This window comes from Siminovitchia sediminis, assembly GCF_042680885.1.
In the GTDB taxonomy this organism is placed as follows: domain Bacteria; phylum Bacillota; class Bacilli; order Bacillales; family Bacillaceae_C; genus Siminovitchia; species Siminovitchia sediminis.
In genome coordinates this window covers 1-14,263 of record NZ_JBHUEO010000001.1, presented here as the reverse complement: position 1 = coordinate 14,263, position 14,263 = coordinate 1, and the positions used below count along the sequence as shown (strand labels likewise).

Sequence of the window (14,263 nt, the reverse complement as noted above, 5' to 3'; positions counted from 1 at the left end):
GGAGGTCAGGTGTTGTCCTCCCTCCCTTGTATATCATGCCTCCCGGCATTCACATTCAGGTACCATTTTGCCTGAGCGCCGCCTCATAAATAAACTTCAGCCCTCCCGATTGGGCTGAATTTATTTACCTATCGTATATTATCCAAAAATAACCGGATAATATCTGCACCTGCAATAAATGTCCCAAGGGAACTTCCCAAGTTCGCAAGAACAACAACAAGCAATATCCGGGTCACCTTGTTATTCCAGAAACCTTTAAAGCTGAACACATCTTCCGTCAAGTTTTCAAAATCCTTGACATGGGGCCGCTTCATAAGAGCCTGGACGGCTCCGGCAAACCAGCCTGCCGCTAGCAATGGATTTAAGGAAGTGATGGGTGCTGCCACAAAAGCTGTAAGAATAGCCAGCGGATGACCGAAAGCAAGCGCCGTCCCAATAGCGGACAATGACCCGTTCCATAAAATCCAGCTCATCGTCTGCTGCCATCCCGCAGACGGATTGGCAAAAAAAGTATAGGCGATAATCGCTAATACGAGAATAGGAATCGACCAACCGATAATTTTAGGAGCTTTGGACTTGGGGGGCCGCTCGGACAGCCGTTTTAAGTCATGTTCCTTATGGATTTCTTTTTTAACCCCCGGAACATGAGCTGCTCCCAACACCGCCACCACTTTTTCTCCGGGAGCGTTCTTAATTTTTTGGGCCAAATACTGATCACGCTCATCAATTAATGGAACTTTCAGCCGCGGAAAGCTATCGGTAAATTCTTTTAAAATGGCATGGATCGTATCCTGGTTTTTCATTTTTTCCAGGTCTTCCTCAGAAATGGTTTCATTGCTGAAAATACTGAAAAATACTTGGGAAAGCAGCTGCACCTTTCCCCACCATCCAAGGTTCCCCCAAATCCGGGCAAAAGTGATTTGAATATTCCGGTCTGCTAAAACTAGTTTGGCTCCTGTTTCTTTTGCCGATTCAATCCCTTGGATCATTTCTTGTCCGGCCTGGATGCCGAACTGCTTGGCCATCCTTTTTTGAAAGGAGGATATCGCTAAGTTCATCAACAGCAGCGTTGCCTTCTTTTCTTTGATTACTTTAAAGATATCCATTTCTTTCCACTGGTTTTTATTTTGAATGGATTCGAATCTTTGTTTATCCAACTCTACGCAGACGGAGTACGGCTGTTCAGCTTCAATCACTTCTTTTACCTGCTCAGCACTCTGCTTGGAGACGTGAGCTGTCCCGATAAGAATGATTTCCTTGCCATTTAATTCAATTCTTGTAATATTTTCTTCAGACATATATGTACCTTCCTCTAAGAAAAACGGTATTTATCTCTATTATACACCCCCTTCTTCCTTCGTTTTACCCCAAACAGCATTTTTATTAAAAATCCATTGTAATTAAGGTATAATAGTAATGTTGCACGATCATGAAGGAGGATTGAAAATGAAGAAACTGTTGACAGCATTACTCACTGCAACACTCCTTTTTACACCTGTCGGTACATTTGTTTTTCAGGATCATTCAACAACCGTCGAAGCCAAGGGCTATAAGTCCGGAAAAAGAGGCTTCAATATGCAAAATAACCAGTCTAACTTTCAGCAAAAACAGAAGCAGGAAACTCCAAACACTCATGCAACCAAGCAGCAGAACGCCCCTAAGGGCGGACTATTTTCAGGTGGCTTGATGAAAGGCCTGATGCTGGGGGGATTGGCAGGATTGCTATTCGGTTCCCTTTTAGCCAACATGGGAATGCTGGGATCCCTCCTGGGTCTTATGATTAACCTTGCAGCCATCTATGTGCTGTTTGTAGTCATCCGTAAAGTATTCTCTGCATTGACTAAAATGAAAAGAAAAGAGGATACAGGTCCTTGGGGCAGATAGTCATTTCAGAACAGGACATTATTAATGCCATCTGCATAGATCAAGCCCGCAAAAGGTCCGTACAACCTGAAGAAGTAGAAGTAGAACTCCTTTTTGATGACGACCATGGATTTTCTGCTGATGTATATATTCATAGCTGGAAGCATGAACTTCAAACGGTAGATATGATTCAAGCCATTCGTCTGTGGATAGAGGAAGAATTGCACGGGGATCCTTATTCCGCAGGCATTGATCTTATGCTCGACGATGAAGAAGGGATTATTGCGCAGGTTCATCAATAAATAAAAAATAAGCCTGCCCGGAAACAGCGGTTCCTGTTTTCCGGGCAGCTTTTTTTATGGGCAATTCATTTCATTGTCTCCGCTCTTGATGTTTACTTAAATAATCTTTCGCTCTATCGTCAGAATAAGTTATAATAGTGCCGCATTGAAAAGTGAGGGATTTTATGAAACAGCGCGAACAATGGACATCAAAGATCGGCTTCGTTTTAGCCGCTGCGGGGAGCGCCATCGGTTTGGGAGCCATTTGGAAGTTTCCTTATATGGCAGGTACTAACGGAGGCGGAATCTTTTTATTTTTATTTATCCTGTCCACTTTGGCAATCGGCCTCCCGATTCTGCTGGCTGAGTTCGTTATTGGACGCCGCGGCCAGCAGGATGCAGTCACCTCTCTAAAGTTATTGGCTCCCGGAAAGAAGTGGTATTGGATTGGCTGGATGGGTCTAGTGACTTCCTCTGTCCTTTTGTCCTTTTACAGTGTAGTAGGCGGATGGATTCTCTCTTATTTGGTGAGAGCCATTTTTTTCAGTCTGCAGAACAGAGATTACGGGATGCTGTTTGAAGACATTATTGCCAACCCTTTGGAGGTGTTATTTGCACAGGCCGCCTTCATGTTTTTGACCACTTGGATTGTACAAGGCGGGATCAAAAGCGGCATTGAACGTGCGAGCCGCTGGATGATGCCTCTGTTGTTTATTTTTTTTATTGTTTTAGCCATTCGATCACTGACACTGGAAGGAGCTATGGAAGGCGTTCGCTTCCTCTTCGTTCCTGACTGGTCTTTTTTATCCGGAAAAACCTTTTTGCTTGCACTCGGCCAAGCTTTCTTTTCTTTAAGTGTAGGTGTCACCGCCATGATCACCTACGCTTCGTATTTGCCGAAAGAAGAGCGGCTCGGCCAGTCCGCTTTGAACGTATCGATACTGAATATCATTATATCTTTACTGGCGGGACTTGTTATTTTTCCGGCAGTTTTTGCACTGGACCATTCTCCCGAAGAAGGACCCGGATTAACCTTTGTTATTTTTCCGGCCATTTTTAATGAAATTCCGCTTGGCAGTATATTTATGATCGTTTTTTTTATTTTGCTGTTGTTTGCGACTTTGACCTCTTCCATTGCCATGCTGGAAATTGTCGTATCGACCGGCATCCGAAAGAAATACCACTTAAGAAGAAAGATGTCATGGATATTCGGCGCTTGCATATTCCTTATCGGCATTCCCAGTGCCTTGTCGTTCGGAACCCTATCGCATCTGGACCTTCCCGGCGGAACATTTTTTGACTTTGCGGATGTTTTGACAAGCGGCATCGGAATGCCTGTCAATGCACTGCTTGTGTCCCTGTTTGCCGGGTATGCTCTTTCAAAAGCCGAGACCGAAGATGAGCTGCGGATGCATCATACGCTGCACGCGGTCTGGAAAGCAATTGTACGGTATGCAGCGCCGATTGCTATTATTGCCATCTTTCTGGCTTATTTTTTGAACGGTTAGCCCCAAAAACTCGAAAGCTCCTGCTTTCGAGTTTTTGATGTCTTGGCAGAGCGGGGGCCGGCACCTCTTTACTATTCTAGGAAGCCCTATTCTCCACTTTTACCAGCCGCGCTCCGCCATTCTTTCTTCGAGGCCGAGCTGATTTACATCTATTCCTTTCATGGCTGATCCTAATTCTTTGGAAAGTTTTCCAATCAGGTCATAGTCTTGATAATTGGCTGTTGCCTGGACTATGGCGCTTGCAAATTTCTCAGGGTTTTCCGATTTGAAGATGCCCGATCCGACAAATACTCCGTCAGCGCCAAGCTCCATCATGAGTGCTGCATCTGCGGGTGTTGCTACTCCACCGGCAGCAAAGTTGACAACCGGCAGTCTCCCTTCTTCTTTGATCTGTTTGAGCACTTCATATGGAGCTCCAAGATTTTTCGCTTCGGTCATCAATTCATCATCGTTCATTCTTGCAACTTTACGAACCTGAGCGTTCACCTTCCTAATATGGCGGACTGCTTCCACAATGTTCCCTGTTCCAGGCTCTCCTTTGGTACGAAGCATGGCCGTCCCTTCACCAATACGGCGTGCAGCCTCACCCAAATCACGGCACCCGCATACAAAAGGAACTGTAAAATCACTTTTCAACAGATGAAATTCTTCATCAGCTGGAGTCAAGACTTCACTTTCATCAATGAAATCCACTCCAAGAGCCTCGAGAACTCTGGCTTCCGTAATATGCCCGATCCTGGCCTTGGCCATTACGGGAATAGATACAGCATTCATTACCTCTTCGATGATTCGAGGGTCTGCCATTCGGGCAACCCCGCCAGCAGCACGAATATCTGATGGTACTCTTTCCAGCGCCATGACGGCTGCCGCCCCGGAAGCCTCAGCCACCTTTGCCTGTTCCGCATTTACCACATCCATAATGACGCCGCCTTGAATTCTTTTCATCACATCTTTTATTTTTTCACTCACTGCTTCCATTTTTTTCGCCTCCAGCATGATTGTCAATTGTAAGATTTAAGATTATGATAGATATATATTGACTCTATTGAAAGTACCAGTTTTTTATAAACAGGAAGGGCCAGTTTAAAAGGAGGCATGGAAAATGGAAATGCTGTCATGCAATTTAAACCGCTCGATCGAGATTCCGTTGTACGAACAGCTTTATATTTATATTAAAAAAGAAATTACAGAAGGACGATTGGAATACGGGACAAAACTCCCATCCAAGCGGAAGCTTGCGGAATTTTTAAAGGTAAGCCAGAATACTGTCGAAACAGCCTACGAACAGTTGGCTGCAGAGGGCTACATTGAAGGGCTGCCAAGGAAAGGCTACTTTGTCCTCGCCTATGAAGACTTGGAATATGTTCAAAATCAACCTTCCGGAACAGATGAATTGGCCGAAGAAAAACAATCCGTGAAATACAACTTCAACCCCGGCTGGATTGATACGGAAAACTTTCCGTTTAACAAGTGGAGGAAATATGCCAGAGATACGATTAATGAGCAAAACCATTCACTCCTGCTGCTGGGTGATAAACAGGGTGAGCTCGAACTGCGCAGAGAAATCGCTCACTATTTGTACCACGCCAGGGGGGTTCAATGCGCCCCCGAACAAATCGTTATCGGAGCCGGAAGTGACATTCTTCTTCAGCAGCTCATTCTTTTACTGGACCCCAAAGCCGTATATGGTGTTGAGGACCCCGGTTATCATGTAATCTCTCATATATTAAAAAACTCCCAGAATGAGGTGCATCCGCTCGAGGTGGATGAGGAGGGGGTAAAAACAGAGGCCATTGAAAACACCAATATTGATATCATGTACGTCACGCCGTCACATCACTTCCCCTATGGCTCGGTTCTATCCGTCAACCGGCGGGTCAAGCTGCTCAATTGGGCGGCGAACGCTGAAAACCGCTATATTATCGAGGATGATTACGACAGTGAATTTCGCTATAGCGGTAAATCCATCCCGTCTTTGCAAAGCATGGACCACAGCGAAAAAGTCATTTATCTGGGCAGCTTTTCCAAGTCTTTCATTCCTTCACTGCGTATCAGTTACATGGTTTTACCCCATGCCTTGCTTAAAAAGTACAAAGCAGAGGCCTGGTCTTTCTATCACTGTTCCGTCTCAAGAATCGACCAGCATATTTTAACCCGGTTTATGAGAGAAGGAGATTTCGAGAGACATTTAAATAGAATGAAAAAAATTTACCGCAAAAAGCTGGAGAAAACGTTGGAGATTCTCAGACCGTACAAAGGTCAAGTCGAAGTCATCGGCGAACACTCAGGCCTTTATATGCTGCTTGCCGTGAAGAATGGGATGAATGAAAAAGAACTAGTCAAAAAAGCATTGGACGCTCAGGTAAAAATTCACCCGTTATCCGATTATACTTTGGAGAAAAAGATGGAAATTCCTCCCAAGATATTATTGGGCTTTGCAGGAATACCGGAGGAGGAACTGGTACCCGCGATTCATCTGCTTTTAAAAAATTGGGGGATTCATCCATAGTGCTGAACCCCTTGTCCGTTTAATTGGACAAGGGGCGTTTTGTTGCCTAACCAGAAGACAAGTTTTATAAACTACAATCGATCAAATAGGGGATTTGGCCGAACATCATAAAACAAACACAGTCAGGATATTCATGGAAGCCTGCTTTTAAGCAAATGGAGATTGTACTTCAATACCGGCTTCTTCCAATCTCCTTCTAATGACTTTAATCATTTCCAGCGCTGTAGGTGTATCCCCATGAACACAAATGGTCTCTCCATTGACTTCAATTTCTTCTCCCGTTATGGCTTTGACCTTCCCTTCTGTCACCATTGTAATGATCCGGTCAGCTACAAACTCAGGTTCTGAAATGACCGCTCCTTCTTCCCTTCTTGAGACTAAAGAAAAGTCTTTGTGGTAAGCTCTGTCAGCAAAGATCTCCAATATGAATGGGAGTCCTTTTTTCTCGGCCATCCTGTGCAGCTCGGAATGGGGTTTTACATAAATTGGCAAGTCAGGTTTTACGGCAAGAACAGCATCTACAATATTGACCGCCCATTGTTCGTCAGTATCTGCCATATTGTTTAAATTTCCATGCGGCTTTATGTGTTGCATTTTCACACCATGCTTTTTGCAAAAGATGTCTAACGCGCCGATTTGATAAATAATCATGTTCATGAGTTCATCTCTGGGGATTTCCATGTTTCTCCTGCCAAACCCGGCCAAATCCGGAAAGCCGGGGTGGGCCCCGACCCCTACGCCATTTTCCTTGGCAATTTTCACCGTATGATCCATGATATTCGGATCCCCGGCATGAAAGCCGCAGGCCACATTGACAGAAGAGATATATTTGATGACTTCGTCATCGTTCCCCAGCTTATAATGACCGAAACTTTCTCCCATATCACAGTTCAAATCAATCGTTTTTTTCATTTGTATACTCCCCCTTATTTAACAAGTTGCCTGCAAAATACGAAATAAACGTTCCTGCTTCTTTAATTCCTCTTGCGCTTCCTCTATGGGAATTTCTGAAAAAGTGACGGTATCCCCAGGCTTGACCTGCCCCAGCTTAGATAGATCCACCGCTATCACTCCGCCGATCTTGGTATATCCTCCAACACTTTGCCTTCCGACGAGAAAAATAATAGGCTGCCCATTTTTAGGAACTTGGATCGCGCCATAAAAAATTCCTTCCGAGATAATATCAGCCCCTTCCACATGTTCAATCGGAGGACCCTCAAGTCTGCATCCCATTCGATCCACTTCTTTCGTGACGGTATAAGTGGACGATAGAAAAGTTTCCATTCCTGACTTTGTAAAGTGTTGGTCCTGCGGGCCCAGAATGACCCGGATATGTACATGGCTTTTATACTCGGGAATGAAATACCACGGGAGGCGTCGCCCCTTCAAACGCGCATCCGCTCTCGGCCCTGCACGGAGGATGTCTCCTTTTTGAAGGGCGCGTCCGTTTATGCCTCCAATTTTTCCAACAAGATCCGTCGCACGGCTTCCCAGTACTTCAGGAACATCAATACCTCCGGAAACAGCCACATACGAGCGGCAGCCGGACCGTGCTCCTGTAAATTGGAGGATGTCTCCTTCATTTACCCGGACTGATGTCCACATAGGCACTTCTAGACCATTGATTGTCGGACCCAAATCCCCACCGGTAATCGCGATAACAGCCGATTTTTTCACCTCCAATTTCAGCCCCATTAAAGTCACTTCCAATACCGCTGCATGTTCATCATTTCCGGCAAGTATATTTGCCATCCGGTGAGCATATCCATCAGCAGGGCCTGATACAGCCAGTCCGTATTTCTGGTAGCCAAATCTCCCCAAATCCTGAATGGTTGTTAACAACCCCGGCTTCAACACTTCAAACATCGTCAACTCCCCTTTCTCCGGATGCTGGTTACCTTCGGTCACTCAGAAGAGCAGATGTCCCAGGCTTGGTTATTCTTTTCTATTTCCAAAAATTCTTCGTGATTGATCACTTTAAAATAAACAATGTCCCCGGCGTCCAACAAAAATGGATTTACTCTATCCGGATCATATAAACGAAGAGGCGTCCGTCCAATCAGCCGCCAGCCTCCGGGGCTTTGTACGGGATAAATGCCCGTCTGGCTATTGGCTATCCCTACGCTGCCGGCCGGGATAGAAACCCGCGGAGAGGACAGGCGGGGAGTACTGATTTTTGTCGACATCCCGCCCATAAACGGATATCCAGGTGTAAACCCCAAAAAGTAGACGAGATATTGACCTTCGGAATGAATGGAAATCACTTCTTCCGGGCTGAGGTTATTATGCTTCGCTACATCCTCCAAATCCGGCCCCCACTCCCCTCCATACAGAACCGGAATGTGAATTTTCCTGCCGGCAGATAATTCATCTGTAAAGTGTTCCTCATTCCAGCTTTTCAGCTTGTTGGTTATTTGTTCATAGGAAAGCTTCACAGGATTGTAATGAATAAGTACAGATCGGTAACCTAATATGACTTCACCGAATCCGTTATCTGCTTCTTTTTCTGCCAATTTGGCAATATGCCGGACTTTTGCATTGATCTCTTCCTCAATTTTGTTTTCAAACTCAATTAAGATTGCCTGGTCTCCCGCAGGCTTGAATGTAAAATCCATCGAATCACCTAATTTTAATTGTTTTCTAGATCTTGAAGAATGTTTGCTGTTTTGAGTCTAAATAGGCCAGTTGTTCATTTCCAGGATCCGTCATTTCCTTAAAGTTCTCCTGAGGCTGCCTCTGCATGTTATATGTCTGTTCAGATTCCTCATTGTTTGAACCCCCATGCATGCTTCCAGACTCATGAAATCAACGGATTGTTTAAGGATCAGCCTTGCTGCATCTGGATATTCCACCTGAGTATAGATGGCTTCAAGTTGAACAGGCAATTACTTGGTGGCGTTTTCATTTGCAGGAAGTCCTTCCGGTACTACATCCAAAATGATGACCTGCCCGCCATTGAGAACCGATTTACCGGCTGGCCCTGTCAACATTTGCTCCTCCGCAACGCTGGGAATCCCCGGCCCGAAGTCATCAATCCATAGTCAGGATATACTTTCATCAGCAGTTCCCGCTATGAAAGTTTGATAGATCAATCATACATCGATGAATCGTCAAGTTTACAGGATATTTTATCATGTTTTGGAAGTAAAAACATAGCTGTCTCCATGATGAACACTCTATTCAACTCATTTTCATTATGATTTGTGAGGCGAACAGTGCATGTTGGCTACATTCCAGGGAATAGGGTAATAGACTACATGTTTGGAGGTTGGATATGAAGGCAGTAACATTTCAAGGTACAAAAGATATCCGGGTGAAAAATGTCGAAGACCCAAAGATAGAAAAATCGGATGATATTATCGTTCGAATTACATCGACAGCAATTTGCGGATCGGATCTCCATATTTATTTGGGTGCCGTCCCGACTCATCCCGGCTATATTATCGGCCATGAACCGATGGGAATTGTCGAGGAAGTGGGACCTGAAGTAACAAAGGTCAAAAAAGGCGCCCGGGTTGTGATTCCCTTCAACATTTCATGCGGGGAATGTTTTTTCTGCAAGCACGATATGGAAAGTCAGTGTGACAACTCAAACCCGAATCCGCAGCTTGATTCGGGGGCTTATTTTGGGTTTACAGAGAGGTATGGAAATTATCCCGGCGGCCAGGCTGAATACCTACGTGTTCCATATGGGAACTTCATGCCGTTTGTCATTCCCGAATCCTGTGAATTAGAGGATGAGGCACTCTTATTCATGTCTGATGTGCTGCCGACAGCATGGTGGAGTGTTGAAAATGCCGGCGTAAAAAATGGCGATACCGTCATCGTTCTTGGCTCCGGGCCGATCGGCCTCATGGCCCAGAAGTTTGCCTGGATGAAGGGGGCAAACCGGGTGATTGCCGTTGATAACCTCCCCTATCGTCTGCTAAAAGCAAAGCAGATGAACCATGTGGAGATTTGTAATTTCGAAGATCATGATGACACCGGGAAGTTTCTGCGAGAACTGACAAACGGCGGAGCCGATGTTGTCATTGACTGCGTCGGAATGGACGGAGAAAAATCTCCAACAGAAAAAGTTGAACAAAAACTAAAACTGCAGGGTGGCACCCTAAGCGCCATTCAGATTGGGATCAACGCTGTCAAAAAGTTCGGTACTATCCAGCTGACAGGAGTATACGCATCCGTTTATCATATGTTCCCGCTTGGACATATTTTTGAGCGGAACCTGACCGTCAAAACTGGCCAGGCTCCTGTTATCCATTATATGCCCATGCTTTTTGATAAAATCACAAATGGAGAATTTGACCCGACAGAAATCATTACACACCGGGTTCCTCTTGAGGACGCAGCAAAAGCGTATCAAATTTTCAATAACCATGAAGACAATGTCGTTAAAGTAGTGTTAAAACCTTAAAAAAACTTTAGGCTTCCCCCACCTCTATGGTGGGGGCAAAACAAAAGGTATATAGCTGAGGAATAAAAATAGAACATAATGAAAGGATTGCATGCCCCCTTTCCCCAAAAAAGATCATCTCTCAATGAAACATGGCCTATACCCCAGACTGGAAAACTTACGGATGCAGCTCCATAAGCCTTCTCTTCCTTCTCAGGGTAAACCCTTAAAAATATTTATCGTTTTCTGCATAACATATAAACATGAATATCCAAATGACAACCTCTTCTCCAACCAGTAAATAGACTTATCCGTTTGCAATAAATAGAAAATTTATAATATAATCACCATATGTTAACCCCAAAATAGGATAAAAAAATGGAACGACCTAATAGGTAATTATAGCGGAGGAGAAAGATCATGAGATTAAAAGACAAGGTTGCCATCGTTACGGGAGGAAGTCAAGGAATCGGTGAAGGTATTGCGCACACATTTGGCCAAAATGGCGCAAAAGTCGTCATTGCTGATGTAAATGAAGAATTAGGCATGCAAGTTGTGAGCAAATTCAGTGAAAAAGGGATAGACAGCCTATTTGTAAAAACAGATGTCAGCCGGGAAGAGGATGTCAAGGCTCTGATACAGGCAGCTGTTGATCGGTTTGGGGGGATAGACCTCCTCATTAATAACGCGGCTGTCAACGTTCGAAAATCGGCCGTTGACACTTCTTTTGAGGAATGGCAGAAAATTATCGGGGTCAACTTAACAGGTGCTTTTTTGTGCTCAAAATATGCCATTCCGGAAATGGAGAAACGCGGCGGCGGAGCCATTGTCAATATCGCCTCATGGCATGCGGAAAAAACGATTACGAGATTAGCAGCCTATGCTGCTTCCAAAGGCGGGATGACTGCATTGACAAGGCAAATGTCCCTTGATTGCGGGCCATTGAATATCCGTGTGAATGCCGTTTGTCCAAGTACGGTCGATACACCGATGCTTCAACAGACATTTGCCAGCCTGGAAGATCCTGATGGTGCATTTGAAGAAACACTGAAATTTCAGCCGCTTGGACGGATTGGCACAATCGATGACATCGCCAACGCCTGTTTGTTCATGTGTTCAGATGAAGCTTCTTATATCAGTGGACAGACACTCATGGTAGACGGTGCAGCCATTAATAAAATTGCCCGCCCGCTGATGTTTGACTAAGGTGGTTATGTTCTATCTATCTGTACAGGAGAAATCTAAACCGGCCCAAGGCGGAAAGACCGTCTCCCGCGGAAGGAGGCAATCATGCCTCCAACCGGGGCTAAAACCTGTAAAAGCCGGATTATTCATTAAGTCGATCCTGCTGTTGATATCCTAAATAAAAAATAGGCGGCAAGTTCTGTTACTGGCATTTTTCCTAAGCTTCTGCCAAACCTACCAATGGACTGATGGGCTGAACTTATTATGTCTCAACTTAAAACATAAAAAAACCTGCATGAGGAGCACTTGCCCTTATACAGGTGATGATTAAAGTAGCTTTTATCTGTTGATTACAGCACATCTTTCCGATCTTCTAATTCAGTCTGAACCGGCTGTCTCTTTTTCCATGCAAAATAGGCAATGGTAATTAAAATAAGCCATGGAATCCCGTAAACGAGTGTTTCTTTAAAATTTTCTGAGTACCAAGTCGATACAACGACAGAGAAAACCAGGGCAGCACCCAAAATAGAAGTAAAAGGATAGCCGATCATTTTAACCGGCAGCTTTCTGCCTCCTATCTGCTTCCAAGTTTTGCGGAATGCCAGATGAGTAATGAAAATCATAAACCAGGTGAACATCGCTCCAAAGCTGGAAATAGAAATCATTGTTGTAAAAGCTGTTTCCGGGGAAACAACCGTATAAATAGTTGCAATGGCAATACCGATGACAGAGGTAGCCAGTGCCAAGGTTGGAACAGAGCTCTTGCTCAACTTGCCAAATATTTTTGGTGCATAGCCCGCCCTGGATAATGAAAACATCATGCGGGTGGATGTATATAGCTGGCTGTTCATTGCTGAAAGTGCTGCTACGAGAACAACAAAGTTCACAATACCGGCAGCCCCGGGGATATTTAAAATTTCCATTACTTTTACAAAAGGACTTACTTCAATCCCCGCGACACTCCACGGAACAATCATCAGCATAAGGGATAAAGATATAATATAGAACACTACCAATCGAACAACTGCTGACCTTAAAGCGATAGGAACCGCTCTTTCCGGATCTTTCGCTTCCCCTGCACTTACCGCGATCATTTCAATACTCAAGTAACTGAAAAGTGAAATAAAGATTGCGATCCACATTCCCCAAAATCCATTAGGGAAAAATCCACCGTCATTTGTATAGTTTTGCAAGCCAATCCCAGAAGCACTGTCGGCCCCTACAATTACATATACTGCCAGGATTATAAAAGCCGTAATGGCTATAATTTTAATTAAGGAAAGCCAATATTCGACTGTTCCGAAAACGTTTACACTTGTTGCATTTACATAAATCAGCAATCCTGCAAAAAGTAGAATCCAGACGACCCCGGGTACGGCCGGGAACCAATACTTCATATAAATGGCGATGGCTGTTACTTCCGTTCCTACGGCACACACGAGACAGAACCAATAGGAATACCGAACAGAAAAACCCGACCACGTGTTTAAATACCGTTCCGCATAGGCCCCGAATGAGCCGGATGTCGGATGGGCTACAGTCATTTCAGAAAGAGCCCCCATTAATAACAAGGCAATAAGCGCACCAATTGCATAACTGATAATAACACTGGGTCCGGCCGTACTGATGGCCAGCCCGCTTCCCAGAAACAACCCGGTTCCAATGGCGCCGCCTATCGCAATCATGGTTAACTGTTTTGTAGAGAGACCTTTGTTTAGTCCTTTTTCTCTTTCAATAATTTCTTGAATCCGATCATCTTTCTGCACATATCTCACCCCTATATTCCCTATTTTTCATTAAACTCCGGGAATGCGCTTTCATAATAAAAAATAAAGTCATTAGTCCTTTTATACATCCTGCATTCCCTATGAATCTTGAAATCATCGTTGTTTTCAATCGCTGAAAGATTCGTAAAATAAGATCGGCAGACTTTGCTCAAGGTTCCTTATTATTTAGAAGATGATCACCACCTTAGTCCTATCAATTATACCTTTATTTCTCCTTCTGTTCCATTTTAACAATGAATGAAAGCTGTACTTATCCCATACCGGTAATATGTCCAATGAATAAGAACTGCACCTCCAATAGTTAGCTTGTGTCTAACCATTTGGTGCAGTTCAAACTGTTGCTCTGAAAGTATTAAGGAACATGCCGGCGTTATCATCTGACCTCTTATCTTTCCAACTCTACTAATAAATCCCCCGGTTGAATGGCATCCCCTGCCCGGACATGAATATCCTTCACGATGCCGGAAAATGGCGCCTGTACGGTGGTTTCCATCTTCATGGCTTCGGTCAGGACGAGGTGGTCGCCTTTTTGGACCTTTTCCCCTTTTTCCACGAGGACCTTCAGGACGGTTCCCGGCATGGTCGCGCCGATGTGGGCTTCGTTTTTCGGGTCGGCCTTTTGCTTCATGACTACCGTGGATTTGATGTTCTCATCCTTGATCACCACTTCCCTCGGCTGGCCGTTCAGCTCGAAATAGACGACCCGTGTGCCGTCTGCCTGGGGCTGCCCGATGGAG

13 protein-coding genes are annotated in these 14,263 nt (G+C 44.6%); 6 read left to right on the top strand and 7 right to left on the bottom strand.

The features are described from left to right. Positions 1-128: 128 nt before the first annotated feature. Positions 129-1,298, bottom strand: coding sequence for a TraB/GumN family protein (locus tag ACFSCZ_RS00065; RefSeq protein WP_380771338.1), 1,170 nt, complete (start codon positions 1,296-1,298; stop codon positions 129-131). Positions 1,299-1,446: 148 nt separating this feature from the next. Between ACFSCZ_RS00065 and ACFSCZ_RS00060 the strand changes: the two genes are divergently transcribed. The 3 genes from ACFSCZ_RS00060 (at position 1,447) to ACFSCZ_RS00050 (ending at position 3,652) form a co-directional block, all read left to right on the top strand. Further along, a complete protein-coding gene (locus ACFSCZ_RS00060; RefSeq protein ID WP_380771335.1) occupies positions 1,447-1,884 on the top strand; it encodes a hypothetical protein in 438 nt (145 codons plus the stop codon). Beyond that, entirely contained in the window at positions 1,872-2,165 is a 294-nt protein-coding gene (locus ACFSCZ_RS00055) for a DUF2653 family protein (RefSeq protein WP_380771333.1), read from the top strand. Before ACFSCZ_RS00060 ends, ACFSCZ_RS00055 begins: the two co-directional genes overlap by 13 nt. Positions 2,166-2,329: 164 nt before the next feature. Next, entirely contained in the window at positions 2,330-3,652 is a 1,323-nt protein-coding gene (locus tag ACFSCZ_RS00050) for a sodium-dependent transporter (RefSeq protein ID WP_380771331.1), read from the top strand. 99 nt (positions 3,653-3,751) lie between these two features. Here ACFSCZ_RS00050 and pdxS read toward each other — a convergent pair whose 3' ends face one another. After that, the gene (gene pdxS / locus ACFSCZ_RS00045; protein ID WP_380771329.1) at positions 3,752-4,630 is read right to left on the bottom strand and encodes a pyridoxal 5'-phosphate synthase lyase subunit PdxS; all 879 of its coding nucleotides are present in this window, start codon (positions 4,628-4,630) and stop codon (positions 3,752-3,754) included. Between the two features lie 124 nt (positions 4,631-4,754). Between pdxS and pdxR the strand changes: the two genes are divergently transcribed. After that, on the top strand, positions 4,755-6,161 hold the full coding sequence (gene pdxR / locus ACFSCZ_RS00040) for a MocR-like pyridoxine biosynthesis transcription factor PdxR (RefSeq protein ID WP_380771327.1): 1,407 nt from the start codon (positions 4,755-4,757) through the stop codon (positions 6,159-6,161). 147 nt (positions 6,162-6,308) lie between these two features. Here pdxR and ACFSCZ_RS00035 read toward each other — a convergent pair whose 3' ends face one another. The 3 genes from ACFSCZ_RS00035 to pxpB are packed head-to-tail and all read right to left on the bottom strand — an operon-like array spanning position 6,309 to position 8,776. Then, on the bottom strand, positions 6,309-7,073 hold the full coding sequence (locus ACFSCZ_RS00035) for a LamB/YcsF family protein (protein ID WP_380771325.1): 765 nt from the start codon (positions 7,071-7,073) through the stop codon (positions 6,309-6,311). 18 nt (positions 7,074-7,091) lie between these two features. Next, positions 7,092-8,027 carry a 5-oxoprolinase subunit C family protein gene (locus ACFSCZ_RS00030; protein WP_380771324.1) on the bottom strand — a complete coding sequence of 312 codons (936 nt, stop codon included), beginning with the start codon at positions 8,025-8,027 and terminating at the stop codon, positions 7,092-7,094. A gap of 38 nt (positions 8,028-8,065) precedes the next feature. Next, positions 8,066-8,776: a 5-oxoprolinase subunit PxpB gene (pxpB, locus tag ACFSCZ_RS00025; RefSeq protein ID WP_380771322.1), complete on the bottom strand. Its 711-nt coding sequence runs from the start codon at positions 8,774-8,776 to the stop codon at positions 8,066-8,068. Between the two features lie 659 nt (positions 8,777-9,435). On the opposite strand from pxpB, the gene ACFSCZ_RS00020 reads away from it, so the two are divergent. Both ACFSCZ_RS00020 and ACFSCZ_RS00015 read left to right on the top strand, forming a co-directional pair. Further along, on the top strand, positions 9,436-10,575 hold the full coding sequence (locus tag ACFSCZ_RS00020) for a zinc-dependent alcohol dehydrogenase (RefSeq protein WP_380771320.1): 1,140 nt from the start codon (positions 9,436-9,438) through the stop codon (positions 10,573-10,575). A 399-nt stretch (positions 10,576-10,974) separates the two neighbouring features. Continuing rightward, positions 10,975-11,760, top strand: coding sequence for an SDR family NAD(P)-dependent oxidoreductase (locus tag ACFSCZ_RS00015; protein WP_380771319.1), 786 nt, complete (start codon positions 10,975-10,977; stop codon positions 11,758-11,760). Positions 11,761-12,089: 329 nt separating this feature from the next. Here the strand turns inward: ACFSCZ_RS00015 and ACFSCZ_RS00010 are convergent, their stop codons facing one another. Then, on the bottom strand, positions 12,090-13,505 hold the full coding sequence (locus ACFSCZ_RS00010; RefSeq protein WP_380771317.1) for an amino acid permease: 1,416 nt from the start codon (positions 13,503-13,505) through the stop codon (positions 12,090-12,092). A 406-nt stretch (positions 13,506-13,911) separates the two neighbouring features. Continuing rightward, on the bottom strand, positions 13,912-14,263 hold a 352-nt coding region (locus ACFSCZ_RS00005; protein WP_380771315.1), incomplete at its 5' end, for a biotin/lipoyl-containing protein.

Coding starts and splice junctions, on each gene's coding strand:
- ACFSCZ_RS00020 (WP_380771320.1), top strand. CDS start 9,436: ATGAAGGCAGTAACATTTCAAGGTACAAAAGATATCCGGGTGAAAAAT.
- ACFSCZ_RS00015 (WP_380771319.1), top strand. CDS start 10,975: ATGAGATTAAAAGACAAGGTTGCCATCGTTACGGGAGGAAGTCAAGGA.
- ACFSCZ_RS00030 (WP_380771324.1), bottom strand. CDS start 8,027: ATGTTTGAAGTGTTGAAGCCGGGGTTGTTAACAACCATTCAGGATTTG.
- ACFSCZ_RS00050 (WP_380771331.1), top strand. CDS start 2,330: ATGAAACAGCGCGAACAATGGACATCAAAGATCGGCTTCGTTTTAGCC.
- pdxS (WP_380771329.1), bottom strand. CDS start 4,630: ATGGAAGCAGTGAGTGAAAAAATAAAAGATGTGATGAAAAGAATTCAA.
- pxpB (WP_380771322.1), bottom strand. CDS start 8,776: ATGGATTTTACATTCAAGCCTGCGGGAGACCAGGCAATCTTAATTGAG.
- ACFSCZ_RS00065 (WP_380771338.1), bottom strand. CDS start 1,298: ATGTCTGAAGAAAATATTACAAGAATTGAATTAAATGGCAAGGAAATC.
- ACFSCZ_RS00035 (WP_380771325.1), bottom strand. CDS start 7,073: ATGAAAAAAACGATTGATTTGAACTGTGATATGGGAGAAAGTTTCGGT.
- pdxR (WP_380771327.1), top strand. CDS start 4,755: ATGGAAATGCTGTCATGCAATTTAAACCGCTCGATCGAGATTCCGTTG.
- ACFSCZ_RS00060 (WP_380771335.1), top strand. CDS start 1,447: ATGAAGAAACTGTTGACAGCATTACTCACTGCAACACTCCTTTTTACA.